The organism is Pseudoalteromonas sp. BSi20429 (assembly GCF_000238895.1).
Lineage (GTDB): Bacteria > Pseudomonadota > Gammaproteobacteria > Enterobacterales > Alteromonadaceae > Pseudoalteromonas > Pseudoalteromonas arctica.
In genome coordinates, this window is record NZ_BADV01000011.1 from 18073 (window position 1) to 44967 (window position 26895).

The 26895-nt window shown below is 38.5% G+C and carries 21 protein-coding genes and 1 tRNA gene; 11 read left to right on the forward strand and 11 right to left on the reverse strand.

From position 1 onward, the window contains the following. Positions 1–79: 79 nt before the first annotated feature. Positions 80–1498: a sigma-54-dependent Fis family transcriptional regulator gene (locus P20429_RS17410; RefSeq protein WP_007580357.1), complete on the forward strand. Its 1419-nt coding sequence runs from the start codon at positions 80–82 to the stop codon at positions 1496–1498. A gap of 145 nt (positions 1499–1643) precedes the next feature. Beyond that, on the forward strand, positions 1644–3026 hold the full coding sequence (gene ccoG, locus P20429_RS17405) for a cytochrome c oxidase accessory protein CcoG (protein WP_007580358.1): 1383 nt from the start codon (positions 1644–1646) through the stop codon (positions 3024–3026). Positions 3027–3051: 25 nt separating this feature from the next. On the opposite strand, the gene P20429_RS17400 is transcribed toward ccoG, so the two are convergent. From P20429_RS17400 to P20429_RS17390, 3 genes are all read right to left on the reverse strand, one after another. Continuing rightward, complete coding sequence (locus tag P20429_RS17400) at positions 3052–3471, reverse strand: hypothetical protein (protein WP_007580359.1); 420 nt, start codon at positions 3469–3471, stop codon at positions 3052–3054. A gap of 145 nt (positions 3472–3616) precedes the next feature. Next, positions 3617–4540: a M14 family metallocarboxypeptidase gene (locus tag P20429_RS17395; RefSeq protein WP_007580360.1), complete on the reverse strand. Its 924-nt coding sequence runs from the start codon at positions 4538–4540 to the stop codon at positions 3617–3619. 114 nt (positions 4541–4654) lie between these two features. Then, on the reverse strand, positions 4655–5392 hold the full coding sequence (locus P20429_RS17390; protein ID WP_007580361.1) for a hypothetical protein: 738 nt from the start codon (positions 5390–5392) through the stop codon (positions 4655–4657). Positions 5393–5674: 282 nt separating this feature from the next. On the opposite strand from P20429_RS17390, the gene P20429_RS17385 reads away from it, so the two are divergent. Together P20429_RS17385 and P20429_RS20740 are read left to right on the forward strand one after the other, a co-directional pair. After that, the gene (locus P20429_RS17385) at positions 5675–8524 is read left to right on the forward strand and encodes a UvrD-helicase domain-containing protein (protein WP_007580362.1); all 2850 of its coding nucleotides are present in this window, start codon (positions 5675–5677) and stop codon (positions 8522–8524) included. 126 nt (positions 8525–8650) lie between these two features. Further along, positions 8651–10921 (forward strand): bifunctional diguanylate cyclase/phosphodiesterase, encoded by a 2271-nt coding sequence (locus P20429_RS20740; protein ID WP_081473413.1) that lies wholly within the window; start codon positions 8651–8653, stop codon positions 10919–10921. A gap of 77 nt (positions 10922–10998) precedes the next feature. Here the strand turns inward: P20429_RS20740 and P20429_RS17380 are convergent, their stop codons facing one another. The 3 genes from P20429_RS17380 to P20429_RS17370 all read right to left on the reverse strand — a co-directional run bounded on the left by P20429_RS17380 (position 10999) and on the right by P20429_RS17370 (position 12997). Next, a complete protein-coding gene (locus P20429_RS17380; RefSeq protein WP_007580364.1) occupies positions 10999–11397 on the reverse strand; it encodes a hypothetical protein in 399 nt (132 codons plus the stop codon). A gap of 1 nt (position 11398) precedes the next feature. Next, on the reverse strand, positions 11399–12313 hold the full coding sequence (locus P20429_RS17375; protein ID WP_007580365.1) for a zinc dependent phospholipase C family protein: 915 nt from the start codon (positions 12311–12313) through the stop codon (positions 11399–11401). Positions 12314–12409: 96 nt separating this feature from the next. After that, positions 12410–12997 carry a hypothetical protein gene (locus tag P20429_RS17370; protein ID WP_007580366.1) on the reverse strand — a complete coding sequence of 196 codons (588 nt, stop codon included), beginning with the start codon at positions 12995–12997 and terminating at the stop codon, positions 12410–12412. 262 nt (positions 12998–13259) lie between these two features. Here P20429_RS17370 and P20429_RS17365 point away from each other — a divergent pair, with 262 nt between their 5' ends. Beyond that, positions 13260–14897: a hypothetical protein gene (locus P20429_RS17365; protein ID WP_007580367.1), complete on the forward strand. Its 1638-nt coding sequence runs from the start codon at positions 13260–13262 to the stop codon at positions 14895–14897. A 103-nt stretch (positions 14898–15000) separates the two neighbouring features. After that, the gene (locus P20429_RS17360; protein ID WP_007580368.1) at positions 15001–15249 is read left to right on the forward strand and encodes a hypothetical protein; all 249 of its coding nucleotides are present in this window, start codon (positions 15001–15003) and stop codon (positions 15247–15249) included. 73 nt (positions 15250–15322) lie between these two features. Here the strand turns inward: P20429_RS17360 and P20429_RS17355 are convergent, their stop codons facing one another. From P20429_RS17355 to P20429_RS17335, 5 genes are all read right to left on the reverse strand, one after another. Beyond that, positions 15323–16078, reverse strand: coding sequence for a DUF1266 domain-containing protein (locus tag P20429_RS17355; RefSeq protein WP_007580370.1), 756 nt, complete (start codon positions 16076–16078; stop codon positions 15323–15325). Then, positions 16062–18173: a CDC27 family protein gene (locus tag P20429_RS17350; protein WP_007580372.1), complete on the reverse strand. Its 2112-nt coding sequence runs from the start codon at positions 18171–18173 to the stop codon at positions 16062–16064. The genes P20429_RS17355 and P20429_RS17350 overlap by 17 nt, the downstream gene beginning before the upstream one ends. Before the next feature lie 88 nt (positions 18174–18261). Then, on the reverse strand, positions 18262–19920 hold the full coding sequence (locus P20429_RS17345; protein WP_007580374.1) for an Hsp70 family protein: 1659 nt from the start codon (positions 19918–19920) through the stop codon (positions 18262–18264). 358 nt (positions 19921–20278) lie between these two features. Continuing rightward, positions 20279–20355 (reverse strand) — tRNA-Pro (locus P20429_RS17340). 110 nt (positions 20356–20465) lie between these two features. Beyond that, positions 20466–21089, reverse strand: a complete 624-nt coding sequence (locus P20429_RS17335; RefSeq protein WP_007580376.1) for an arylesterase — start codon at positions 21087–21089, stop codon at positions 20466–20468. On the opposite strand from P20429_RS17335, the gene P20429_RS17330 reads away from it, so the two are divergent. From P20429_RS17330 to ruvB, 5 genes are all read left to right on the forward strand, one after another. After that, positions 21090–21803: an ABC transporter ATP-binding protein gene (locus P20429_RS17330; RefSeq protein ID WP_007580378.1), complete on the forward strand. Its 714-nt coding sequence runs from the start codon at positions 21090–21092 to the stop codon at positions 21801–21803. After that, the gene (locus P20429_RS17325; protein WP_007580380.1) at positions 21793–24294 is read left to right on the forward strand and encodes an ABC transporter permease; all 2502 of its coding nucleotides are present in this window, start codon (positions 21793–21795) and stop codon (positions 24292–24294) included. Before P20429_RS17330 ends, P20429_RS17325 begins: the two co-directional genes overlap by 11 nt. A 130-nt stretch (positions 24295–24424) precedes the next feature. Next, positions 24425–24949 carry a crossover junction endodeoxyribonuclease RuvC gene (ruvC, locus tag P20429_RS17320; protein WP_002960649.1) on the forward strand — a complete coding sequence of 175 codons (525 nt, stop codon included), beginning with the start codon at positions 24425–24427 and terminating at the stop codon, positions 24947–24949. A gap of 2 nt (positions 24950–24951) precedes the next feature. Next, positions 24952–25569, forward strand: coding sequence for a Holliday junction branch migration protein RuvA (gene ruvA, locus P20429_RS17315; protein ID WP_002960647.1), 618 nt, complete (start codon positions 24952–24954; stop codon positions 25567–25569). 7 nt (positions 25570–25576) lie between these two features. Then, entirely contained in the window at positions 25577–26584 is a 1008-nt protein-coding gene (gene ruvB / locus P20429_RS17310; RefSeq protein WP_007580382.1) for a Holliday junction branch migration DNA helicase RuvB, read from the forward strand. Positions 26585–26895 lie beyond the last annotated feature (311 nt).

The following is a 26895-nucleotide window of genomic DNA, read 5'->3' on the forward strand; positions in this document are numbered from 1 at the left end:
CGTAAGTGCATTTTAAGTAATGAGTGCACTTAATGTATAAAATTGCCATAATGCTCGCGATATTTCGCGAGGTGCATTTATGATAAAACAATTTTTAAACGATCCTAAATTATTGCTAAACGCAGTAGGTGAGGGCATATACGGTTTTGACCTGTCGGGTAATGCGGTGTTTGTTAATCCTGCCGCTGAGCGCATGACAGGCTGGCGAGCAGACGAGTTATTAGGTAAAAAAATACACCAATATCATCACCATACTCATGCTGATGGCACACCTTATCCCGCTGATGAATGCCAAATTTACTGCACCATGTTTGACGGAAAGCGTCGTGAAGTTAAAAATGAAGTTTTTTGGCGTAAAGACGGTAGCTCATTTGCAGTGGAATACACCTCAACACCTGTTTATAAAAATGATGAGTTAATTGGTGCTGTAGCGGTATTTCGCGACATATCACTGCAACAGCAAACACAAAATGCACTGCAAGAGGCACTTGAGCAAGTAAAGCATTTAAGTGAGCAGCTAAAAGATGAAAACAACTACTTAATTGCAGAACTTAACGAAGATTGGCAAGACTCAGGGCTAGTTGGACAAAGTCATATATTTCAAACCATGTTAGATCAAATAAAACTGGTGAGTGAAACCGACAGCACAGTGCTTATACTTGGCGAAAATGGCACGGGTAAAGAATTAGTAGCTCGTAATTTGTATCGACTAAGCAAGCGTAGCGAACAAGCCTTTATAAAAGTAAATTGCGCCGCATTTACCGCAAGTTTGCTAGAATCGGAACTTTTTGGCCATGAAAAAGGCGCGTTTACAGGTGCCAATGAACGCCGTAAAGGGCGTTTTGAACTTGCTGATAAAGGCACCTTGTTTTTAGATGAAATAGCAGAGCTTCCACTTGAGGCGCAAAGTAAACTACTTAGAGTCCTGCAAGAACAAGAGTTTGAACGTGTGGGTGGCAGCAATACGCTAAAAGTAAATATTAGAGTGATTGCAGCGACTAACCGCGACCTGTGGGAAATGGTACAAAAAGGCACGTTTAGAATTGATTTGTATTATCGGCTTAATGTATTTCCTATAAAAGTACCCGCCCTTAAAGATCGAAAAGAAGATATTCCTTATTTATGCGCTAATTTAATTGCGCAGATAAATAAACGACTGGGTAAACACTTAAAAGGGCTAAGTAAAAAAGCAATTACGCAGCTGCAAGCCTACAATTGGCCAGGCAATATTAGAGAGCTGCAAAATGTACTTGAACGCGAAGCTATTTTATCTAATCAAGCGATACTTCAGCTAAGTCAGCCTTTGCAAGCGGGTGGTGAAGTAGTTATTAACCCTTCACTTACGCTTGATGAAGCGCAAAAACAGCATATAACCTCTGTTCTCGCGTTATCGCACTGGCAAATATCGGGTGATAAAGGGGCAGCAGTTAAATTGGGCTTACCTGAGAGTACACTACGCTCAAAAATGCGAAAGTTAGGAATTGCTAAAAATTCGTGATATATCGCGAAGCGCGTTTAATGTCGCGAATTTTATTTTATTGCGTTGAAATAAACTGTTTAATATCAATGATGTAAATAAAGTTTCAGCTTGGTCTGAAAGTTGCAAATACTTGCATAATACCCGTCATTATGAAGCAAGTACTATGAAGTTTGATATTAAAGAAGAAGACATGATCATTAAGCCCTATAACACCGAAGGGCCAATTTATATCCGCGAGCAAAAAGGATTTTTTCAGCGCATACGCCGTAATTTAGGTTGGCTGTTAATGCTAACTTTTATTGCAATACCGTGGATCCAATATAACGGACAACAAGCTGTGCTGCTTGATGTGGCAACGCAAACCTTTACTATTTTTGGTTTAACACTCCTTCCTCAAGATTTTATGATTTTAGCTCTGCTATTTATGGTGGGGGCTTTTGCATTATTTTTTGTAACTAACTGGCTTGGTCGGGTTTGGTGTGGTTATACGTGCCCGCAAACTATATGGATGCTCATGTTTTCGTGGGTAGAGCAACGCATAGAAGGCACTCGAAATCAGCGAATTAAATTAGATAAATCACAGTGGACGCTAAGCACTTGGCGCAAAAAAATAACTAAGCACAGTGCGTGGATTGTTATTTCAGTTTTAACCGCCACCTCGTTTATGGCATATTTTATTCCGGCAAAAAGTTTGTATATGGAAATGCTTACGTTTGAGTGGTCAGGTATAACGAGCTTTTGGGTGTTTTTATTCGCTTTTTGTACTTATGGCAATGCAGGGTTTTTACGCGAAAAAATGTGCACTATTGCTTGCCCGTATTCTCGTTTTCAGGCTGTTATGTTTGATAAAGATACGTTGCTTGTTACATATGATAGCGAACGTGGTGAAAGCCGAGGACCACGTAAACGCAAAGCCGATCCAAAAGAGCTTAACTTAGGTGACTGTGTAGACTGTAACTTGTGTGTAGAGGTATGCCCTGCAGGAATAGACATTCGAAATGGATTGCAATATGAATGTATAAACTGTGGCTTATGTATTGATGCCTGCGACGATACCATGGAAAAATTTGGTTACGAAAAAGGCTTAATTAAATACGCGAGTGAAAAACAAATGGAAGGTAAAAAAACCAATCCATTTAGGTTAAAACTAGTAGGGTACGGCGCATTAACAGCTTTGTTAATCATTTCGATGTTTGCATGGATGCTGCAACGTACACCAATAGAAGCCTCAGTACTACGCGATAGGAATGCGCTTTATAGAGTGAACTACGAGGGCCTTGTAGAAAACCCTTATACACTTACTATTATTAATAAAACGCAGCAAGCACTGCATTACAGTATTGCCATAGAGGGTTTACCAGGAGCAATGCTCTCAAGTCCGAGATCTACGCTTGTACAACCGGGTGCGATGAAAAGAGTCCCCGTTACTGTAACAGCCGATGGTTACGATATTGAGCGTAAAGTGAGTAAGTTACAATTTATTGTAACAGCGCAAGAAAACGCCAGCATTACGATAACCAAAGATAGTCAGTTTTACAAAAACTAAGATTGATAAAGCAAGGTCAATTATTTTATATCAGTTGGCCTTGCTTACTTTTTAAGTTGTGAGAAATAAACTGTTTAGCGCTATCTAAATCGGTAAATAGGCACTCACTAAAATTAACGTTTCTTTTTGCACACTCTAAAATGCGCTTCATTTGATTTATAGCGATAGCTGATGTGAGTACAAACGCGCTACTTAGGCAGTTGTTTGCTTTCATTAAATGGCTAATATTTATCATTTCTTTTTCTGCCTCAGGCGTTGCAGCCAAAACATCAAAAGAATCACTAATATAGGCCCAAGGCTGATTTTTGAGTGACTGTATTTTTTCGCATAGTTCAATTTTAAACGCACGAAGAAGCCCTGAGGTGATGTATCCCGAAAAGTGAGCGATAACAACGTTATTTTCAGTATAGAGGCTTACCTGTCCATATTTGTTTTTAAACCCCAATGTATACTCCTTGAATTTGAGGGAAGGCTAACCTTATACCTTTAAATTCAATAAAACCAGTTCTTTTGGGTTGTTTTTTGTTATCAGATTGTTTCTTGGTTGGGGCGGGTACTTAATTTAATGAGTACCCGCTCTTGAACAGTGGTTAATCTTTTGTAGAGGTTGTAATGTAATTTAGCGCGCTCGTTATAACGGCTACTTGTGCCAAAATACATTCTTCATCGGTGGCTGTTGGGCTATCTGGGTACACTTCTGTAGTAGTTACATAGGGTGCATCAGTAAAGCCCATACATAAACCTAAATCGCGTGCTGCATAGTTAATCACGCCAAATTGCTCTTGAGGTACGCCTATTAGCTGGTTATTTTCATCGCTCGGTGCAATATGAGTTACCTTTGCAACGCTTTCTATAATGACTTTTTGAAACTCCGGCTCAGGCTTTTTGGTATCTGCAACTAAATAAAACCCGTCAGGTATGTTCCAGTTAGTATTTGTAGTGCCTTCACGCGCAGCGAGTGCGGGTCTAAATTCACTGTTATCGCTATCTGTTGTTTCGTGTAAATCAATATGAGCGATTAAGTCAGTACCTAATGATTTTACAAACGCCATAATAGCGGCTGATTCTTGAGCTGGGCTGCCCTCGTAAAATGAGCGATTAGGATCAATAGCGTCTGGGTTCCAGCGGTTTATAGTCTCATATCCCCAAGGGCTAATGCAGGGGGCAACAATAATATTAAACTGTTCGCAATATTGCATAGCCGATGTTTTAGCAAACCTAAGTGCGCCATGTACGCCACTGGTTTCGTAGCCATGTACACCACCGGTGATTAAAACAGTTGGTTTATTAGCATTAAAGTTAGGCGTTTTTAATATATATAATGGGTAAGTGCCAGCGGTGTAATTAAGCTCGCCGTATTGCTCTATATCTAAGGTGCTCTTAAGGTCATTAATTAGCGTTACGACTTCGTTTTGGTAACTGCGTTTAATGTTTTGGCGTGTTAACCACTGGGCTTTATCGTTGTCATTCCATTTTTTGCCAGGTGTGCCAATAGGGTATGTGCTGTTAGTCATAATAAACCTTTATATCAATTGTTATTAGCTTTCCTATAAATAAGGAGGGCAATTACAATTGGTAGAGTTACTTAATAAAGGCGTAGCTTAACGCTGAGTAAATTAGCGTGCAAATTAAAACGTTAAAGTCATATTTTTTATAGCGCGCGATTGCTGGGATTTAATATAGCTTTGGTTTGCGTATTCACCCGAAATACTACCGAATCGATCGCGTTTCACACTAATTGTTAAATCACACGTTTTACTTTTATCTACTTGCGAGCTGCTAAACATATCTAAACTTTGCAGATCTATTTCAAGGCGCGAAGTGTTAAGCGCAAAAAGCGTTGATTGTAAAAGTGTTTCATTATTATTGTTAGTGCAGCTACTGCTAAGTTCTACTTGGCTAGTACTATTAGGATCAGTGCCATCTAACTGAACTGTAAGGGGACTATTAATATCAAAATTTTGATTGTTACTCGGGGTTAAAATAATAAAATTTAAAGGCAACTCCACGCTCGAATTAGCATTTATGCCATCATCCCGTTTAAATTTTATATCAAACTGTTGGTTATCGTCAGTGGCATTTATATACGCTTGGTAATCAACGTCTAAAAAGTCGGTATCTTTTGTAAGTACAATAGCAGTGCTATTAACAACAGCTTGTAATGAGTCGCTATCGCTTAAAACAATGTTAGAGCCATTAGCATCGCCTGCATTTAGTTCTGCGTTAACACGCGTGCGGTTACCGTCAGAAACTAGTTCAAAACCTGCCCAAATACCTTGTGTTTTTACTAAATCCGACTCTGTTTCTGACGTGCAAGCGCATAATGCTAAAATTAAAGCCGTTGTGGTAATGCATTTTTTAAGCATGTTAGCTCCTTTAAACCACTTAATTAGGCTGTAAATAATTGTTTAATTGGGGATATACCTAACAATTATATGAAGTGTAAGTTTGTATATGTGCATTGTTACACAACAAGCTATCTATAAATGTTTAGATTTGTTAATGGTTGTAAATAAAATATTAATCACCAGGTTTAAAAACTAACTTACCAATTAAATTGTTTACTAAGTAAGCATCGATTTAGCGCTAAATGTATTACAAAAGAGTATGTTACAATCAAGGTAAAGCATATCTTCATATTGAGTATTATGGCGCAGTATATTGCTACTCCAAGTTGGCTAGGCCGTTTTTTTACCCGTATTAAACACGTAGCTATTGAAAAAGAGCGCCTTGTTGTGCATTTTAGAGGTGCTCCCGCACGGACATTTTTAATTAAAGACTTTTATAATTACTCAATACTTAAAAACCGTTTATTTAGCGCCAAAATTAATTTGTGCGACAGTAGCAATACATCAATTAGCTTTTTAAACAAATCACAAGCGAACGCTTTAAATACTGCCCTTAACACGCGGTTTTCAGCCCTGCTTGAGCAAAAGGTAAATAACGCAAAGATTTCGCTCAAGCGCTATGCTTTAGATGAGTTTTTACGTGATAGTTCCATAAAAACACTTAATAATGATGTGTTTTTGCTTACCAAGCAGTACGCTAAAAGTACAAGTGTGTGGCAACAGCACTTATCGCCAAGTAGTATTAAATTTTTAAATATACTAAGCACCACACCCAATACTCACGATGCAATTGTACAGTTGCGCCATAAATATGAAAAAAAACAACTAACTCTTAAAAATGACTTTTTTAATCAAGTAGAGTCAAATCCATTAACAACAGAGCAGCGCTTAGCGGTAATACGCGATAACGATAAAAATTTAGTATTAGCGGCAGCAGGCACAGGTAAAACATCTGTGATGGTAGCAAAGTCTTTAGATTTAATAGCATGCAATATTGCCAAGCCTGAGCAAATTTTGGTGCTGGCCTATAATAAAACAGCAGCAAATGAGCTTAAAGAGCGCTTTATTGAACGCGCCACGCATGCAAAATTGCATACCAAAGCACCCACTATTTTAACATTCCATGCGCTTGGGCTTAAATTACTACAAAGTGCCAAAAAGCCAATCGAGTTGTCAAAATTTGCAACTGACCCAGTTCAATTAAATAGTTGGTTAACTGGGTGGGTAAGTAAAAAAATACAAACCGAGCCACAGTTTTTAAAAGCATTTGTAGATTTACTCCATGAGCCGATTGATATATTTAGCTTTAAAGATAATGCACAGTACGAGCGGTACGTACGCGATAACGAATACCGTAGCCTTGCGGGTCATAAAGTAAAAAGTTATCAGGAAGTGCTTATTTCAAACTGGCTGCATTTGAATTGCGTACCGCACAGTTATGAGGTGAATTATCACTTTAGCCAAGGCGCAGAGTTAAGTGGGCAATACCAACCAGACTTTTATATACCTCAATATGATATTTACCTAGAGCACTTTGGCATTGATAGGCAAGGAAATACACGTGCCGATATAGATAAAAAACACTATAACGAGCAAATTGCATTTAAGCGCAAACTGCATAAACAAAATGGCACCACCTTACTCGAAACCTTTCATTACAACTGGGTAGAAGGAAAGCTAGAGCAAACCCTCGCAAAGCAATTAAAGCAGCATAATGTTGAATTAACACCTTTAAGTAACGACGAAATATTTCATACTTTAAATAACTCAGGGCAGTTACAGCAAGGCATTAATAAGTACATAAAATGTTTACAAGCTATTCGAGTGGAGCAACTAAGTAATAAGCAAATAGCGCAGCGCATCAAGCAAAGTGGTATTAAAAATTACCAGCAATATGCAAACTTGTTAGTGCAAATTCATGATGCTTATATAAATGAACTAAACGCGCAAAGTGCCATTGATTTTGACGACATGATTATTCAAGCAACAAAGGCGATAGTAAGCGGAGATTTTAATATTGTGTGGAGCCACATTTTAGTTGATGAGTTTCAAGATATATCAAGCGCGCGTATGGCTTTCATAAATGCCATATTAAAACATGGTAACGGAATACGCTTTACTGCGGTTGGTGATGACTGGCAAGCAATTTATCGGTTCTCGGGTGGTAATTTAGCGCTTACTACACGCTTTAATGAATTAGTGGGCAGCCACTCACTTACTATGTTGCAAAAAACATTTAGATATAACAATAGTATTAGTGATGTAGCAGGGCGTTTTGTAATGCAAAACCCTGAGCAATATAAAAAGCAGATCAGCACACATACACAAGTAACCACACCACAAGTTATTTTATTAGACGATTTATACCAAGGTACTAAATCGATAGAAATGAAAGTACAACAGAGCATAAGCACTATTCAAAAAAATGATGCATCAGCGAGCATTGCCATACTTAGTCGATATAGATACATGTTAAATAGCGTGCAGCAGCATTTAAAAGATAAAAAGCATACAAACTCTCTTTATTTTTGGACATTGCATAGTGCCAAAGGACTTGAAGCCGATTACTGTATTATTATTGGTTTTGAACAAGGTAAATTAGGGTTTCCTAGCGATAATCAAAATAATGTGCTGGTGGAGGCGTTATTACCAGAGCAAGATGAATTCACTCACTCAGAGGAAAGGCGTTTGCTTTATGTAGGTATTACTCGCGCTAAACATAAAGCGTATTTAATTGCAGACCCTTATGCATGCTCAGCGTTTGTAAAAGAATTAGTAAATGACAATTATCCCATTCAAATCGCTTCAACGTTGTTTAATAAGTCGCAACTAAAGCAAAGAGAGTGTAGTACGTGCAGCGACGGTTTAATAGTGCCAAAAACGGGTCAATATGGTGATTATTATAGTTGTACTAATACGCAAATTTGCGAAACTAAATTACGAGTGTGTAAAAGCTGTAGTGGCCCATCGATTGATAAAAACACGTACTCACAATGTGTGAATACAGAGTGTAAAACGCAGCACCCAATTTGTGAAAAGTGTGGTCGCGAAATGCGTAAACGCAAATCTAAGCACGGTGAATTTTTAGGGTGCAGTGGTTTCGCTCTTAAAGAAGATAACTGTAAAAACACACGAAAAATGATTGTTTAACGGCTAACAGGTAGGTTTACACTTGTCTATTTTATAGAACTATGTAAATAGAAATTACATTCATTAGATTGATTTTAACAAGCTATCAATGTCTAATAGAAGAATGAGCTTTAACTGTTGTTTATTATGCATTTTTTCAATAGATTCTTTTTATTAAATGACCATTATTCAGCCCCTGGTCAGGTTGCTAATTGGCGAATAAGTGCACTGCGCATTATTCTATCATTAGTAATGGTGTTATGTTTTGCTGTGGCGTGCCACACGTACACAAGCGCTATTGAATTTAACTTAATTTATATTGTTGTATTAACAAGCAGCTTTCTTGCTACTGCATGTGGTTTACTTATAGCAAGTAAGCGTTTTTATCACTTTAGCGCTCATGCACTTTTAATAGCCATTGTAGCTGCTAGCGTGTCAATGAACTTATTTTTAACAGACCTAGAGCTTGCTAAAGTGGGCTCTATGTATATGTATTCTTGCCCGATAATCGCACTTATGCTACTTGGTTATAGAACAGCTCTTGCTTATGGCGTATTAAATATTGCGCCGTTTTATATGATCATCAATAACGTTGATGTCTCGGGTTTAACCGGCATAGCTCAACAACTTCCCGACGCTGACTTATACATTACAGGGCTTATATTTTTATTTTTTAACATTTGTATTCCCCTTGCTGTGGCGCGCACAATTGTGGCTGCTAAGCGTTTAAACAAAACAATGATAAGCGCTAATACACACCTTAAAGATAAAAATGAGCTTTATCGAAGCCTGTTCACCGAATCAAATAAAGCTAAAATTATTGTTGACGAAAATCTTGTCATTACTGATTTTAATCAACATGCTATTGATATGTTTGGTATAAAAAAAGAATTAAAAGAAGGAAGCGTTAATCTTTCTCATTTATTTCCGGCCTTAGTTTTTGACGACTCTAATGCTCAAAATAAAATTGTGAAGTACAAAAAAAGTTATTTTAAAGCCAGTTATCAGCAAATAACAATGAGTACAAACTACCGTGTATATGACTTTTACGATTGCACGCAAGAGCAGCTCATTAAACAAAATTTATCGATGATGGAACAAGAAAATAAACGTTTACGCTTTAGAGACTCGCAAACAAAACTACCTAATAGAGAATGGTTTGAGCTGCAATGCGACAGATTAACAAGCAAATACCAAAAAGGTTTTTATATCGTTGTTGCGCAAAGTGCAAATAGTGAATACTTAAATTTGAAGCTCACTAAAGCCGACTCTCAAGCATTACTTATTAACGCGTACAAGCGTTTAAAAGCGATGCCAGATGGGCCGCTGTTGGGTGCTCATATAGGAGTAGGAAAGCTTGCTTTTATAATTGGCGCAAACTCGCAAAACGAGCTAGAAGATAAGCTATTAATGCAAATAAAAAATACATTAGATAAAACATATAATGTATTTGGTACTAAGTGTCAGCAATCATTTTTATTTGGTTTTGCAAAGTATCCTGATCATGGAAAAAACAGCGCAACAGTACTTAGCAATGCATGCGAAGCACTTAAGCTAGCAAATTGTAATATGGCCCTTAGTGGTTATAACGAAAAACAATCACAAGCTTTTATCGAAAAATACGAAATTTCAATGTTATTAGATGAAGCGCTTCAGCAGGGCGATTTGTCGGTGCACTATCAACCTAAAGTAGATGCAACGGGTCAATGTATAGGGCTTGAAGCCTTAGCGCGTTGGAACAGTCCAATACTGGGTAATGTGTCGCCAGTGGTATTTATTCCTATTGCCGAAGAATACAGAATGGTTAGTCGGCTAACCGACCTGATTATTCAAAAGGTGTGCGCTCAAATTGCCGATTGGACCAAGGCGGGTTTACCGAGTGTGCCGGTGGCAATAAATATATCTCTAATTGATTTTAGCCAAACCGATTTTATGTCAAAACTGGTTAAATACCTTGCCGACTTTAACGTAAAGCCACCTCAAATTGAGTTAGAACTGACTGAAACCTCTCTTGAGGCAAACCAAGCGCATTCGCTAAAGCTTATGCAAACGCTGCAATCGTGGGGTTTTACTATTTCGGTCGATGATTTTGGGGTCGGTTATTCTAATATTGCACGCCTTGCCGATTACCCTATTAACAAGCTCAAGTTAGATCGCTCATTAATAAGCCAAGTAACGAGCTCCACGCGTCAAAAAAGTTTAGTTAAAGCGGTGCACGTTATGTGTGAAGAGCTTGATATTAAGTGTGTAGCCGAAGGAGTAGAAACCCAAGAGCAAGTAGCAATAATGACGCAAATGGGGTGTAAAGAATTTCAGGGCTTTTACTTTGCGAAACCAATGCCGGCCGAAAATTTTGCAGAGCATGTTAGTCGCCATGGCTTAGTGTTTAACCCTAAAGAGATGACGGCTCAACTTTAAATGTATTTAGTGGGCACTATATAGAACATATACACCTAAGGTATGTATGTTCTATAAAACTAGTTGGGTTTTATTACCTAATTACAGAGCTGTTGGGCGTTTATGGTTATTTCACAATGATGAATAGCCTCAGCTCCCCAATGCTGTATATCTGATTGAGCAGTGCAGCCTGCATCTTCAATTAAAGCAGTATTGGCATCACATAAGAGTAGCACTGCGTTATCATCTTGTACGTTCACGATAAGCGTGTATTCCCCAAAGGGTGCAAGTTTTCTTAAATCGTTATTAACAGCAGCTTTTAATAACTCATCAGTTGTAGAGTAGGGTGTTTCACTAAATTTTAATGTGCCATCAACGGCTGTAGCAATATCTTTTAATTGCGAGGCTAAGTCGGCCATCACTTCTGGATTGTTATTTTTTGAAGTGTAGCAACCGCTAAGTAATACTATGAGGCTTATACAAAGTAAGTGTTTCATTTTATTTGCTCCATACCGTCATCGTGTTGTGTTCATCGTAGCCTGTATCTAGGTTCCAATTTTTAATTGCACTGCAATCAGTATCTAAAAATACGGCATTGGCAATAACGATTATGTAGTGCTGAATATTACTCACGGCAAAGTCAAAAATATCGTTGTAATGCATAGGCTCGTGCGGCGTTTTTAGTTGTTCAATAAAAGTGGTGTCTACTTCGTTTGGGCGAGGATAAAACAAACCTAAATCAGCAGCAACATGGCGTGCACAGGCAAATAATCGATAGCTTTCTTCAACATTATTTACTACAAGCTGAAAACCGTTATGCCATGAATTAAAGTTAGGAGCGTGTTGTGCAGCGTAGCTTGGGTGAACCGTTAATAAAGCATGTTGCCAAATTTTTGCAATATCGGTATCAAAATTATCGTCTTTGTTAGTACAAGATCCAATGTTTTGTTGCACGCGGTCAGCATAACCTAACTCACCTAAATTTAAACGCTGCCAAATAAATGCATCTTGGTTCATTTCGCAGGTACGGTGCGCCGTTTGATTTTGCTCATACGGGCCTACTTTTAATTCAACAACTGGATGCACCGTTATATCCGCAGCAACATGGGCCATATAACCGCATAACCAAGCAAAACACTTTTCAAATGCTTCACTTTCAAGTGTTTTGCAGTATTCAATCATGGCTTTAAGTAAATCGCCTGTGTGCTCATAGTGCATTAGGTCGGCCCACGCATTTTGGCTAGGCTGCGCTACTGCTAAGTAAGGATAATCGGGGGCTACACAGCCTAGTTCAAGGTATGCTTGGCGTTGGCTTAAAATAAGTTTTGCCTTTTTAGGCATATCCATTTTAGCGAGTGATTTGGTTTGCGTTGCAATATTAACGGCTGTGATGTGCGCAAAAGCACCTGGCATTGTCATATCCTTATGATTTATTAATAGGGGGACAGATTAACATTGAGAGGGGGTTAAATAAAGCCAAGTGAAGTGCTTGTGAGTGTTTAAAAGGGACTAAATTAACTGTTCAATTAGTTGTCCATCTTCGTACAGCTTAGCATATTGGCGTTTATGTTCTTCAAACAGATAGGCGCGTAATTGCTCTTGTCCGCTATGAATCTGAGTGATTTTTGCTGCAATCCCTAGGTTACTTTGCCTAACGGGTTCTACATCTATCGATATACTTTCTTTGTTGGGTAAGGTAAAGCTCATGTGCTGTAATTTTTTTAAGCTCTCTCCACTTTTTAACGGTTTTAAAAATATTCCAGTACTGGAAATCGATTCAATATTAAAACCTTGGCTTTTAATATTTAGCTCACTCCAGCGCCAACTACGTTGAGTGCCCTTTGTATCAATTACTTCTGGTGCGCTCAAAGTGGGGTTAATTACACCTAACTCATCAATTTTTAATTGCAAGGGAAACCAAAGTTGGTAATTAGCAACTTCAGCAAGCAAAGTTAGATTAGCGTGGGTAAAAAGGTGAGCAATACTCGCGGGTATAGAGCTTTTCATTGTAAGCATATGATCGCGAGGGGAACGTTGTTTTGTATTTGGTTTGAATAACTCAGCTAAAAAATTTACCTCTTCATTAGAAAAGTCCATATTTCACCCTAGTTACATAAAACAATGCACCACCGTAATTTAAACAATGAATTTGATCAACAAATGCTCTGTTTAAATTTGTTTAGTTAATATTTACAAGGGCAAGTATGTAAGCTAAACAATTTATTTAAATGAAGTGCTTAACGCTATCGCTTTTCAGGGGCTTGAATTATTTAACATTTATAAAAATATATTTAGGCTCAAGTGGCTAGCTGTTAAACTACAACATATTAGTTTTATAATTTATATTAGAGTTTACATTATGATATGTGCATTTTTACGTGATCAACAGCCAAAGTTACTAGGTATGTTAGTGGCATTGTTTGGTGTTGGATATTCAATAAATGCAGTGGCTCAAGAGCAAAACCAAACTTTAATTTTAGTGGGGTCAGAGCTTACTACCTGTACTAGCGCAAAGCTTAACAATTGCCAAAAAGAGACTGCTATTGATGGTAAGTCACATAATTTATATGCTGTTAGCAACGCTCAAATAAAAAACATCACGCAGCACTGGCCTAATAATAACGTTGAGGCAAAAACGGCTGTATTAAAAACACTTAAAACCTTGCTAGGTAAATCGTCAAATAGCGTATCTAAAACAGATTTATTATGGTTATGGCGCGATATAAATAACCAGCAATTAGAAAGCCTGACTCAGCAAGAATACAACTTTGTATTTGATATGCTAGAAGTGCCGCTACTTGATAAAAACGCTGAGCGCTTAAAAGAGCAAGTAAATACCGATTTTAATATTGAGGTCGCGACTAATAGTATTTTACAATTTGTGTCGGGCAGTTTAAAAGTTAATAACGTAAAACCCACCATGCTTGCTATTACGGCATCGAGCCGCGACCCTTATGAGTCGGCAGATGTAGCGCAGAGTCTTTTAGCACAATCAAATATAAACACTCAATGGTTAGCACTAACGCCAGCACTTGCTAAAGCGATTACGAGTAACTCGTGCGATGAATTACCCGCTCTCAGAAATACATTAATGAATGTGTATAACCGGGAAGCAATTTATCCAGAGTACACAAAGGCCGAATACGCTTTATGCAAAAGTGGCACTAATGCACTTGTATCACTTATTAAAAATAGTACCGGTGTGATGTTTAATAGCGGTAATGCAGCATTAACTCACAAGGTATTATTTGATCAAAACAATAATCCATACCCGTGGACGCAAGCATTGCAAACTCGCCCAGTAATTGTAGGTGAAGGCGCGGGCGCAGCAATCCAAAGTAAAGTGACGGGCATGCTTACAAATACGACAAGCCTTGAGGCACTTCGCAAAAATGAAAATAACACTAATGCTGGTGGACTTGGCAGCTTTAATTTTGGTGTACTAGATACTCAGTTTAGCGAACAAAACCGTACATTTAGGCTCGCAGCGGCGTTAAATAAAAATGAAGTAAAAAAGACTAAAACAGAGATTCAACATGGTTTTGGTATTGATGAAAATACGGCTTTGGTTGTTATTAAATCGCCAGAAGGTAGTTTAATAACCGTAATAGGCAAAAGTGGTGTAGTGCATTTAGCTAACCAAGGTAAAGCACAACCTGAGAGTAAGAGCTATAGCTACTCGTATTGGCCTACAAGCAGTGTAATTGAAATTACCAATAACACGTTTACTCTAAGCAAGCGCACAATAGATGAGGCGTTACCCGCTATAAAAATACCTCCACTGCCAGTGCAGCGTTTTGGCTCAATTTTAACAAATTCAAAACTGCGATCACTTACTCAAGCTATGTGCCTAAGCCAAGAGCAAAGTGCGGTAGCTCAACAAGATGAGTTTATAATTAGCCTTACAGCAACGAGTGACACACAGTATCATCGCGTTAATGCAAAAGAGTTTGGTTGTGCACTAAGCAATTTAGAGTTAGCTATAAAGTCTATTTAGTTACTAACCTGAGCCAAGGGTTTAAGTTTTTGGCTCTTCTCTATAAAATAGCCACCATAATGATTTAAAAGCCTAGCCAAGGCCTTACTAAAAGAGTTTTAAAATGAATAATGAAAATGACGTAATTGATACTTTAGCCGAACTAGAAAGCTTTTTAATAGATGTCGAAAACGGTGGTTTTGGACTTAAAGGTGTTGCCGGTGTTGGCATGGCTACTAATAACAAAGATGGCAGCCGTTTTGTTGCTGTGTTTGACGATAATCAAAAGCTACTTTTAGCACGCATGATTACAGAAGACGTATTCCAAACAGGGCAAGACATGGTACGAAATGGTGTAGGGCGCAAGCACTAACATTAACTTTACTGAATAACGACACTGCAAAATGCGTTATTCAGTAAGTATTTATAAAATCAAAATATTGAAATTAAAAGTCCATTTCCCAATCTAGTTGGCACCATGGGTGCTCGTCATCAGCTAATATACTTTGCAATGTAGCAGCCGTATCATTTATTTTCTCAAATAAATCATGGCTAAAATTAAAGTCAGGGTTTGGCTCGCTGTACGTTTCTTGAGTTGTAATCTTTTGCCATATACACCGACCAACTACATAACTAGTTGCATACTCTTGCCAGCTAATAAATAAGGTTTGTGCCAGTTTTCCAATAGGCTTAAGGTAATGCCATGCTTCTTCTTCGGTTAAAAAATTAACGCTAACACCACAACGACATAAAAAAGCATAGCGGCCAATATCAAAAGCTCTAATACCACAACGAGCCAGTGAGAATTTATGTATTCCTGCCCAGTCCGACATAATACCTATAGGCGTATTTTGATAGGCAGTAGATTTATTCTCAATGTAGTATCTTGCTAATAAATCATTTCTGGTGAGTTCAGCCATACAACTCATGAAAACTTGGCTATTTGATGTGTTATAAAAAACATTTAAAGTTTCAATTAACTCTTCTTTTGTTGTAACGCCATAAGCATTATCTAAAATACTTAAATTACCGTTAGCAACTGACTCGTCAGTGTAGTTTTTATTGTGATGCTTTAAGGTATTCAATGAATAGCCATTTTGCATTGAAAGGTGGCCTGAGAGGCTAATAAGCCATAATTTTTGTTCTGAACTTAAGGTCGCATCATCCGTAATTACACAAGCTACTTCACTTTGATTGTGCATCTACAATCTCCTTTGTTGTTTGCAGTTTGAGGCATATCTCATTGTAATTAGGATGCATTGGTTGTCCATGTTCAACGAGCTTTTCACAACACTCCACTGCAAATTCAAGTGAGTACATCCCAAGCCTCTGATGTCCGTATTTATCTGCGGCTAATATTAATATAGGTATTGCTGCATCATATTGATCTAAGGCAGCTAGCGATCGCCCTTTGTAATAGTAGGTTTGTGGTAAATTAGAAAACTCGCTCATCGTGATGTTTGCGAGCTTAATACAGGTATCAAAATCATCTATATCAAAAGCTATGTGAATAAACTTTAAGCTCCAACTTGGTTGGTGTGTGATTTTTGGCATAGCTTGCTTAATAGCATAAATAGCGGCTTGTTTTATTTGCTTCACAATCGCTTTATCTTCGAAGTTTGCCAATTTAGCCATTAACGCATGTAGCATTGCCCAAGCATATTGCTGTTTATAGTCTAAATCAGCATAGAGGGCGTAACCCATGGGTTTATTGGGTTTTCCATCATGATCAGTCGCTGGAAGATCTAATGTTTTGAGTTCTAATTGTGAGTATATATTCTCTTGTACAGAGCCTAGTACGCGAGGGGTTTTATAAAACTTGTTAGGAGATGGTTGTATTTTTTTTGCGATAGTTTCCATTATCAAATTGAAATCAATTGAGTCTGGGCAATATATAAATAAATCAACCAGTAGAGGCCAAGGATCTATCTGTTTTTGTAAATGTAGATTCATAAAGGCGATAAAAACGTCAAATGATTCATCTAAGCGTTCTAGCTTAGCAAGGCATAAAGCCTGTAAATAATTGCAATCAGCGTGAAAAATTAGAGGGTATGTTTGAGTCGTTATTAAAGCATCTTTGTAGCGACCATTTTCAAATTGTAACGTCGCTATTTTAAGAGCGTTACTTTCCTCATTTTTTTTAAGATCTTTTATGTAGTATCGACGGGCGATAATCAAAGCAGAGCGAAGGTCTATATCCTCAGGGCTAGTATAAAAATAAGAGTTTAAATACGTATATGCTTTTTCATAATTTTTAAGGTGCAAATAACACAGACCAATCTCTTTAGTCATATTCATCGCATAAAAACTTTTCATAAGTTCTCGCTGCGCAAGATAAATAGTGAGTGCTATATCATAGTTTTTAAGCTTAAATTCTGCGTGTGCTTGTAAATCTCGCAGCTGATCTATGCTTGCATCTGTAGGCTCTGGCAATGAGGCAAGTAACTTACTAATTTCTGTGTATGCACCCAATGTCCATAAATAGTTAGCAACATAAAGATAAAGTGACTCGTCATTATAAAATACCAAATTGATTCGCTGCATAAGCGTAATTAGCTGCTCAGCTGTAAGCTTAGAATATATACATTGCTCTTCTATTAAATTACGTAACTGAAGATGCTGCTGCAGTTGTTCAAAGCTAATATTGTGATCAATGTTAGATAGGGCATCGATTCGCAGTGGTAGGCTCTGAATATAATGATGCAGTGCAATAGCAAGTTCACGGTAGTGATTATTTTTATTGGTTACTAACTCACTAGAGATTTTCATACTCTCATCTAAAAATTTAAATACCGTGGCAGATAAAAAGTAATTCTCTGAAAAGAAATCAATTAAAGTAAATGAGACTTGCTGACTTTGATCGACATCCCAAAATAATGGCGACGAAAATAATAACTTCCATTGTTCAACATCGCTGCGAGATATCACATTACAATATAATTCATTGAGTGCTACTTGCAGCTCTGAAATAGAGCGAATACAATTTAACTCGATAGGTTGAGGCTTAACTATTTCAGCTTCTGTAGGTGCGGGAGAGTGCTCTTCTTCATCAAAAAATGACTCGTTAATAACGCCTTTTTTTTCGTGCTCATCTTCAAATATTTGATTGGGTGCTGTGTCTTCATTTTTAGCAGGTCGTTTAGCCTCTTTAATAGCTAACTCATATGCTTTTCGTAAATCTTTAAACTCTTCGGGAAACTCTGTTGGCGATGTTTTTTTTAGAATCTCTGTATAAGCGAGTTTAATAAGGCGTTTATCTGTTGTGGCTTCAATGCCTAATATTTTCCAATGGTTCATTACTTCACTCTTTATTTAATGCATGTAATTTTTTAACTGAAACTATTTTTTATTAGCTAACTTTAATAACTAACTTTAATAGCTAATTTTAATAACTAAGATAGCGCTTTATATTTTCGATCATACGCTCTATTTTGTGGTTATCGTGTGTTTCTAACACTTCCATAAATTGACCAATCGCCTCGCCAATCTCTCGCCTTTTATCGCCTAGATTTTCTTGGAATAAACGCTCTAACTTTGCTTTAAATGCAGTATTTACAAGTTTGTCTTTAGGCAAAACCTTAAGTGCGTTAAGTCGTGAAAAACGTTCACGTAACTCACTTTCACTCAAGCTTTCTTCATTTTCGCCTACATAAGTGCGGTATTTTTTGTCACTTGCAACATTAGTCACTTCAACCTCAAGTACACCATTAAGATCGTAGGTATATGTTAAATATAACTCTTGTATTATATTTAACGGCTCAAGATTTATTTCTAAATCGCCTAAAAACACATTATCTTTAGGGAGGTAATGTTCACCCTGATAAATTTTAATGAGTACTTTTTCTTGTTCAGGGTGAGCTGAATAAACAGAACGAGTTTCGCTTACAGGAATCGTCGCGTTACGTTCTATAATAGGCAAAAACTCAGACTGACCATGTTTGTTGTTTACCTCCACGCCTAAAGTGAATGGGCAAACATCAGTCATTATTACGTCTTTCAATTCTTTAGCACGTGCGCTCATACCTGCCTGAATTGCAGCACCAGTAGCGATAGCATGGTCAGGGTTATATTGAGTTTGCGGTATACGTGAAAACACACGGCTAATTTGCTGTTGAAAAATAGGCATACGCGTAGCGCCGCCAACAAGAATAAGTCCATTAACGTCTTCAAGTGTTAAGTCAGCGTCAGACATCGCACGGTTAATAGGAAACTTAATTCGCTCAATTAACTCGCTACACAATGTACGATAATCTTCCAGAGTGAGGGTATATGAATACGTTTTTTCTTTATATTCAAAATTAAAGCTGGCTGTTGACTCGTTAGTTAATTGGCACTTTAAACGCTCGCACAACGACCAAATATTACGTAGTTCACTATCTGAGAAAAAACCTTTGTACAAATCGTTTTTCTTATAAAGATCTTCTTCAATAACGTTAGTAAAGTCGTTACCGCCTAAGTAGTTATCACCCGATGAGGCGTGTATTTCAAATATGTCGTTAAACACCTCAATAACCGACACATCAAATGTACCGCCACCAAGGTCCAGTACTAAGTAAGTTTGCTCACAGTCTTTATTATCGAGCCCATAAGCGAGTGCTGCGGCTGTGGGTTCATTAAGTAATCGCTCAACTTTAAGGCCTGCAAGTAAAGCCGCTTGTTGCGTTGCTTGGCGTTGTTTATTGTTAAAATAGGCAGGTACCGAAATAACGGCTTCAGTAATAGGCTCTTGTAAATAATGTTCGGCTTGCTCTTTAAGGCTTTTTAATAAAATGGCTGATAGTTCAGTTGCGCTATAATCTTGCTCGCCCAATGAAAAGGTTTTATCAGTGCCCATAAAACGTTTAAATTCACAAATTGTGTGTGCGGGGTGGGTTGCTAATCGATCCCTAGCTGCTTGGCCTACAAGAATATAATTGTCTTCCGACAAGCCAACAATTGAAGGAACGAGCACATTACCCTCCATATCCGGAATCAACTTAACCGCGTTATCTTGCCATATTCCCACTACGCTATGAGTTGTACCGAGATCTATCCCTATTTTCATTTTATTTCCCTTACTGAATGACTTAAATCATCGCTATGCTAAGTTACTTAATACAGAGCCTTAAATTCAACTTAGTTTTGCATCGGTGCCATTGTACAGTTTAATTAAAAACCTATTATTAATATCTGATTGAAAATTATACGCTTAACTTTATTTTATTAAAATAGGTAGCGGTTCTTGATGAGAGCAAAGAGGTCTTTAAAAGAATACATATTGGAGAGGTGCAAGCAGATTAGTATTAAGGTTGATAACAAAAAAATATGGATCTAGATATAGAGTATTATCGAATTGCTGGAAGTAAAGTTTACTGATGGTTAGGTTTAGATTAACGAAGATTGTTATTTTTAAAGGAATTAATTGGTCGGTATGGAGAGATTCGAACTCTCGACCCCTGCCACCCCATGACAGTGCGCTACCAAGCTGCGCCACATACCGATTCGTATGCAATAGTACGTGTATTTTTTTAAAAATCAATAAGCGATTGTTTGTTTGGGTGTTTATTACGCAAGAGGCCTAAAAAGGCGCCCTTGCGGTGTATTAATTAGCTAGTCTTTATTTAACCACTTTTTGATCGAGTCATACATCTCATCTCGTATTAATGGCTGAGCTTTTTTGTTAGGGTGTAAACTATCGTTTTGCATTAGCTCAGGTTGACCAGCAACATCGAGCATAAAAAAGTTCATTAAATGCGCATTTGTTTCTTCGCTAACGCGCGAAAAAGTGTCAGTAAACATTTTACTGTAACGCGGGCCGTAATTAGGGGGAATGTAAATCTCCATTAAGGCGGTCATCGCATTAGCTGCTTGGCTTTTTTGAATAAGAGACGTTAAGTTAGTTTGCATTTTTTTGACTGGAAAACCACGTAAACCGTCGTTAGCACCTAGCTCAATAAGTACATGAGTGGGTTCGTATTGCTCAAGCAGTGCATCTAAACGGCGTAGGGCTCCACCAGATGTTTCGCCACTAATACTGGCGTTGATAAGTTCAATGTCGGCTTGTTCGTCATCGTATTTATCTTGTAATAATTTTACCCAGCCTTCTTCTTGTTGAAGTCCGTAGGCTGCGCTTAAACTGTCACCGAGTATTAAAATCGTGTTGTCGGCTGCTGCGCTCAGCGGTTTGATAACTAAAAATAAAATGAATACTAAACGAAGGATTGAATGAGTCATATGTCAGCGCTTTCTCAATTAAATATAATTCAGGTTAATGGTTTGTCTAAAGTAGTCTCTACCTTTGAAGGCGAGCTGCCCATCCTCAGCGACATCAGCTTTAATGTCAAGCATGGCGAGTCTGTTGCTATTGTTGGCACGTCGGGCTCTGGTAAATCAACGTTACTCAGTTTATTAGCAGGGCTGGATACCGCAAGCAGCGGCGAAATATTTTTAGATGGCGAGCCATTACACAATTTAGATGAAGAAGAGCGTGCTGCACTGCGCGCGGCTAAAATTGGATTTGTGTTTCAATCGTTCATGTTAGTACAAAGCTTAACTGCACTAGAAAACGTTATGCTGCCAGCAGAACTTGCTGGCGAAAGTGATGCAAAAGAGCAAGCAATTGTTTTGCTTGAAAAAGTAGGCTTGAGCCATCGAATTGATCATTACCCGTCGCAACTCTCTGGCGGTGAACAGCAACGTGTTGCTATTGCGCGAGCATTTATTGGTACGCCTAAAATATTGTTTGCTGATGAGCCTTCGGCTAATTTAGACAGCAAAAACGGTAAAATGATTGAATCCTTATTATTTGATTTAAACACGCAACACGGCACCACGCTTATTTTGGTTACTCACGATGAAGGGCTTGCACAAAAATGTGAGCACATTATTCAAATAGAAGCGGGTTTACTGGTAAAAAGCCAAGTAGAGGACGTTGCTAATGTGGGTTAAGTTAGCGCTTAAGTTATTTTCGCGAGAATTTCGCCGTGGTGAGCTAACAGTTATAAGCGCAGCTATCGCCCTTGCTGTTTTAACCGTGCTTACACTGTCTATGGTTACTGAGCGAATAGGGCAAAGTATTGCGCAAAAAAGCAGTGCTTTTATTGCAGCAGACCGTGTACTTGCAAGCGATCATGTTCTCGACACTGCTTTTATTACTAAAGCACAGAGCCAAAATTTAAAAACGGCGCAAATGGTGTACTTCGACACTATGTTGTTTGCCGATGATGAAATGCAGTTTAGCTCAGTAAAAGCGGCATCTAATGCGTACCCGTTAAAAGGGCAGTTAAAAGTTAAAGATACCTTAACCGGTGAAACTAAGGTTGCTAATAGCGGACCAACGCCTGGTAATGTGTGGCTAAGTGAATCAGTATTTTACAGTTTAAACATTGATATAGGCGCGCAAGTAGAGCTTGGCGCTGCATTATTTAATGTTTCAAAAGTTATTGTAGAAGAGCCCGATGCGCCATTTAATGTATTTTCGAGTAGCCGCCGCGTGCTTATTAATATTGACGATGTGGCAAAAACCGAAGTTGTGCAGCCAGGTAGTCGTGTTTATTATCGCCAACTTTATGCAGGTAATGAGGCCGATATAAATAGCTTTTACGAGTGGCTTAAACCACAAATGAAAGAAAACCAACAATGGTACGGCGTTAAAGACCGTCAATCACCTATTTCAAATAGTTTAAACCGTGCAGAGAGCTTTTTATTACTTGCCGGCCTATTAGGTATTATTTTAGCCGCAGTGGCTATAGCCGTTTCAGCAAAACGTTATTGTGAACGCCAATACGATCCAGTAGCGATGATGAAAACGCTAGGCGGTAGCCGTTCAATGATCCGCAAAATATACATGCTCCATTTATTGCTTGTATGTGCAATGGCGGTAAGTATTGGGCTGTTAATTGGTTATGGCTTGCAAGAAATAGCAACAAGTTACTTATCGAAAAGTATGGGCACAGAGCTACCTTTAGGTGGCTTTAAACCTTGGCTGGTGGCTATAAGCACTGGCGTAATTTGTGCCGTTATGTTTTCTATTAAACCGTTATTTGATTTATTTGATATTCCACCGCTTAGAGTGCTGCGCCGTAACTTAGGTGACAAGTTGGCAGTAAGTCGTGTGCATTTAGGCATGAGTGCGCTAACTGTGTTTTTATTAATGTGGTTATTTAGTAACAACATAAAAATAACGCTTATTTTGTTTGCCTCAACGCTTGCGCTAATTGGTGTGTTGTTTTTGATATCTAAATTAATATTTGGTGGCGGTCGAAAATTAGGGCTTAAGCCAGGTAACAGTTGGTCGCTTGCAATTGCATCTATTCAAAAGCGTGCAAATGTGAACGCGGTACAGTTAATTAGTTTTTCATTAGCGATTAAATTACTGCTGTTTTTAGTGGTACTTAAAAACGACATGATATCTGATTGGCAGTCGCAACTTCCAAGCGACGCGCCTAATGCGTTTTTAGTTAATATTACGCAAAATGAGCTTGAGCCAATTAATGAGTATTTAGCACAAAAAGATATTCAGGTATCAGAGTTTTATCCCACTATTCGTGGACGCGTAAATGCGGTAAACGGCGAGTTGGTAGCACGTTCTGTATCGCTGCAAGACAACGAGAAAAAAGACGAAGAAGCACGTGCAGGTATTGGCCGCGAGCTAAACCTTACATGGCTTAAAGATGTGCCTGACCAAAATGAAGTAACACAAGGCACGTGGTTTGGTGAAAATGCGATGGCTGAAGCCTCAGTAGAGGAGTCGATGCTTGAGCGTTTAGATGTTGAGATAGGCGATACGCTCACATTTTTAATTGGTTCGCAGTCGTTCGATGCTAAAATCACCAGTGTGCGCAAAGTTAATTGGGCCACGCTTAAACCTAACTTTTTTATTATTTTAAGCCCAGATGTACTTGCAGATTTTCCGGCAACGTATATTTCGTCGGTACGTATAAACCCAGATCAAAAGCGTGATTTTAGCCAGTTATTGCGTACTTACCCTACTATTACAGCGATTGATATTGATAACTTTGTTAAGCAAATACAAACAACTATTTCGCAAGTATCACTCGCCATTGGCTTTGTACTTGCAATTGTTGTGCTGTGTGGCGCGCTTGTACTTATATCGCAAGTGCAAGCTAGTTTAGGTGAGCGTATGCAAGAAATTGTCATACTGCGAACGCTTGGCGCTAAAAGCCGATTAATTAAAAACGCGACCTTGTACGAGTTTTTATTACTCGGCGGTTTAGCTGGCTTAGTTGCTGCATTTTTTAGTGATATAGCGCTTTTAATTGTGCAGCAACAAATGTTTGATTTAGCAGGTAAGTTACACCCGCATATATGGATTATTGGTCCGGTAGCTGGCGGTGTATTTGTGGCTGGATTAGGCTATTTAATGATTGCACGAACACTTAAACAAAATACCCAAGGATTAGTGCGTGCCCTAGGGTAAGCTTAAACTAACATGCTCCTTCAAATGCCCGCCTAACACGTGGGCATTTTTGTTTTTCTTTGCACTGGTAATTTATACAGTGCTCTGGCATTATTAGCGTAATTTAAAAATAATAACAATGGAGTGCTGTTTGGCCATTATTTTAGGGATCGATCCTGGTTCACGTTTGACCGGATATGGCGTTGTTGCCCACCAAGGTTCTAAATTTACATACTTAGGCAGTGGTTGTATTAAGTTAGCCGATCATCCTTTTCCGGTTAGGCTTAAAATGATCTATCAAGGCATTACACAGCTTATTGAGCAGTTTTCGCCAGAAACCTTTGCCATTGAAAAAGTATTTATGGCGCATAACCCCGATTCTGCTTTAAAGCTTGGCCAAGCTAGAGGCGCTGCTATTGTAGGTGCTGCAATGGCCGACTTGCCCGTATTTGAATATTCAGCTAGGCAAATTAAGCAAGCAGTAGTAGGTAACGGTGGCGCTGATAAAACTCAAGTGCAACACATGGTAAAAAATATTTTAAAACTACCAGGTACGCCACAGGCCGATGCAGCTGATGCACTCGCTATTGCGATTTGCCACGCTCACTCAGAACAAAATTTAATTAAACTAGCGGGTAGCGCAAGCAAAACCGTTAGAGGACGTTTAAGGAAATAACTATGATAGGCCGCTTAAATGGTATTTTAGTCGAAAAACAGCCACCAGAAATATTACTCGAAGTAAGTGGTGTCGGTTACGAAGTACAAATGCCAATGACCTGTTTTTACGATTTACCAAAAATTGGTGAAAACGCGATTGTTTACACCCACTTTGTAGTGCGTGAAGATGCTCAGTTATTATTTGGTTTTAATAATAAAGTAGAACGCGCTTTGTTTAGAGAGCTATTAAAAGCAAACGGCGTTGGGCCAAAACTTGGCTTAGCTATTTTATCGGGCATGTCGGCAAAGCAATTTGTAAGCTGTGTAAATAACGAAGACTCAACGTCGCTAGTTAAATTACCCGGTGTAGGTAAAAAAACAGCCGAGCGTTTAGTACTCGAAATGAAAGACAGATTAAAAGATTGGGGTAATGATTTATTTACGCCATTTAGCGACAGTGCAGTAATAGAGCCAATGAGCGATGCGACAATAGCTAATAACGCAGCCGATGATGCCGTATCGGCACTGCTTGCATTAGGTTATAAATTGCCACAAGCTCAAAAAGCAGTAAAATCGATAAGCAAACCCGATATGTCTACTGAGGTTCTTATTAGAGAATCTTTAAAATCAATGTTGTGAGTAACCCATGATTGAAGCGGATCGCTTAATTGATGCGACTGAAAAAACAAATGAAGACTCTATAGATCGTGCAATAAGACCAAAACTTTTAGCCGACTACAGAGGCCAGCCTCATGTTAAGCAGCAAATGGAAATTTTTATTGAAGCTGCCCGAACCCGTGGTGAAGCGCTCGATCATTTATTAATATTTGGCCCACCAGGGCTTGGTAAAACCACGCTTGCAAATATTGTAGCCAACGAATTACACGTAAGTATTAAAACAACATCCGGCCCTGTACTTGAAAAAGCAGGCGATTTAGCTGCGTTACTTACTAATTTAGAAGAAGGCGATGTACTGTTTATTGATGAAATACACAGGCTAAGCCCGCAAGTTGAAGAAATACTGTATCCAGCAATGGAAGACTACCAGCTTGATATAATGATTGGTGAAGGCCCAGCTGCGCGTTCTATTAAATTAGACTTACCTGCATTTACACTTATTGGTGCCACTACGCGAGCAGGCTCGCTAACATCGCCACTGCGTGACCGTTTTGGTATTGTGCAGCGATTAGAGTTTTATTCTGTAGAAGATTTGTCGCACATAGTAGGGCGCTCTGCACATTATCTTGGTTTAGAAATGTGTGACGACGGCGCAACCGAAATTGCACAACGTTCACGTGGTACACCACGTATTGCAAACCGTTTATTACGGCGTGTACGCGATTACACACAGGTAAAATCTGACGGCACAGTAAACGCCGAAGTAGCTAAGCAAGCGCTTGATATGATTGATGTAGATAAAAGTGGTTTTGATTATATGGATCGCAAATATTTACTCGCAATAATTGAAAAATTCATGGGCGGCCCAGTAGGACTCGACAATGTAGCTGCAGCTATTGGTGAAGAGCGTGAAACAATAGAAGATGTAATAGAGCCGTTTTTAATTCAGCAAGGGTTTATTCAGCGTACTCCGCGTGGGCGAATAGTGTCTGACAGTGCATACCATCACTTTGGTTTACTTCCTAAAAAAGACTAGCCTCATACATATTACTTGCTGTGGTTTATTGCGCAGCAGGTAATTGACTCAGTATCCCTTTCTTTCAAATATTTATACGGCTGGTATTTTACCCAAAACCTCAGCACACTGTTGCAAATGTTATTTCAAAATACTTATACGCTTTATAGTTAACTGTTAATTCACAGGGCGTTAAGACTCGCGAAGCTATCCTGCGTACCATTCAAACTAGTAACCGAATTACTTATTGTAAAATAGGTAGGGCAATTATTAGTTTATAAATAATACCAATCTGCTTATATATGGGGTCTACTTAACGTTAAGAAAATTAC

Coding starts and splice junctions, on each gene's coding strand:
- P20429_RS17335 (WP_007580376.1), bottom strand. CDS start 21,089: ATGACTCATTCAATCCTTCGTTTAGTATTCATTTTATTTTTAGTTATC.
- P20429_RS17390 (WP_007580361.1), bottom strand. CDS start 5,392: ATGCTTAAAAAATGCATTACCACAACGGCTTTAATTTTAGCATTATGC.
- P20429_RS17410 (WP_007580357.1), top strand. CDS start 80: ATGATAAAACAATTTTTAAACGATCCTAAATTATTGCTAAACGCAGTA.
- P20429_RS17350 (WP_007580372.1), bottom strand. CDS start 18,173: ATGAACCATTGGAAAATATTAGGCATTGAAGCCACAACAGATAAACGC.
- ruvB (WP_007580382.1), top strand. CDS start 25,577: ATGATTGAAGCGGATCGCTTAATTGATGCGACTGAAAAAACAAATGAA.
- P20429_RS17355 (WP_007580370.1), bottom strand. CDS start 16,078: ATGCACAATCAAAGTGAAGTAGCTTGTGTAATTACGGATGATGCGACC.
- P20429_RS17395 (WP_007580360.1), bottom strand. CDS start 4,540: ATGACTAACAGCACATACCCTATTGGCACACCTGGCAAAAAATGGAAT.
- ccoG (WP_007580358.1), top strand. CDS start 1,644: ATGAAGTTTGATATTAAAGAAGAAGACATGATCATTAAGCCCTATAAC.
- P20429_RS17330 (WP_007580378.1), top strand. CDS start 21,090: ATGTCAGCGCTTTCTCAATTAAATATAATTCAGGTTAATGGTTTGTCT.
- P20429_RS17365 (WP_007580367.1), top strand. CDS start 13,260: ATGATATGTGCATTTTTACGTGATCAACAGCCAAAGTTACTAGGTATG.
- P20429_RS20740 (WP_081473413.1), top strand. CDS start 8,651: ATGCATTTTTTCAATAGATTCTTTTTATTAAATGACCATTATTCAGCC.
- P20429_RS17375 (WP_007580365.1), bottom strand. CDS start 12,313: ATGCCAGGTGCTTTTGCGCACATCACAGCCGTTAATATTGCAACGCAA.
- P20429_RS17360 (WP_007580368.1), top strand. CDS start 15,001: ATGAATAATGAAAATGACGTAATTGATACTTTAGCCGAACTAGAAAGC.
- P20429_RS17380 (WP_007580364.1), bottom strand. CDS start 11,397: ATGAAACACTTACTTTGTATAAGCCTCATAGTATTACTTAGCGGTTGC.
- ruvA (WP_002960647.1), top strand. CDS start 24,952: ATGATAGGCCGCTTAAATGGTATTTTAGTCGAAAAACAGCCACCAGAA.
- P20429_RS17325 (WP_007580380.1), top strand. CDS start 21,793: ATGTGGGTTAAGTTAGCGCTTAAGTTATTTTCGCGAGAATTTCGCCGT.
- P20429_RS17370 (WP_007580366.1), bottom strand. CDS start 12,997: ATGGACTTTTCTAATGAAGAGGTAAATTTTTTAGCTGAGTTATTCAAA.
- P20429_RS17385 (WP_007580362.1), top strand. CDS start 5,675: ATGGCGCAGTATATTGCTACTCCAAGTTGGCTAGGCCGTTTTTTTACC.
- P20429_RS17345 (WP_007580374.1), bottom strand. CDS start 19,920: ATGAAAATAGGGATAGATCTCGGTACAACTCATAGCGTAGTGGGAATA.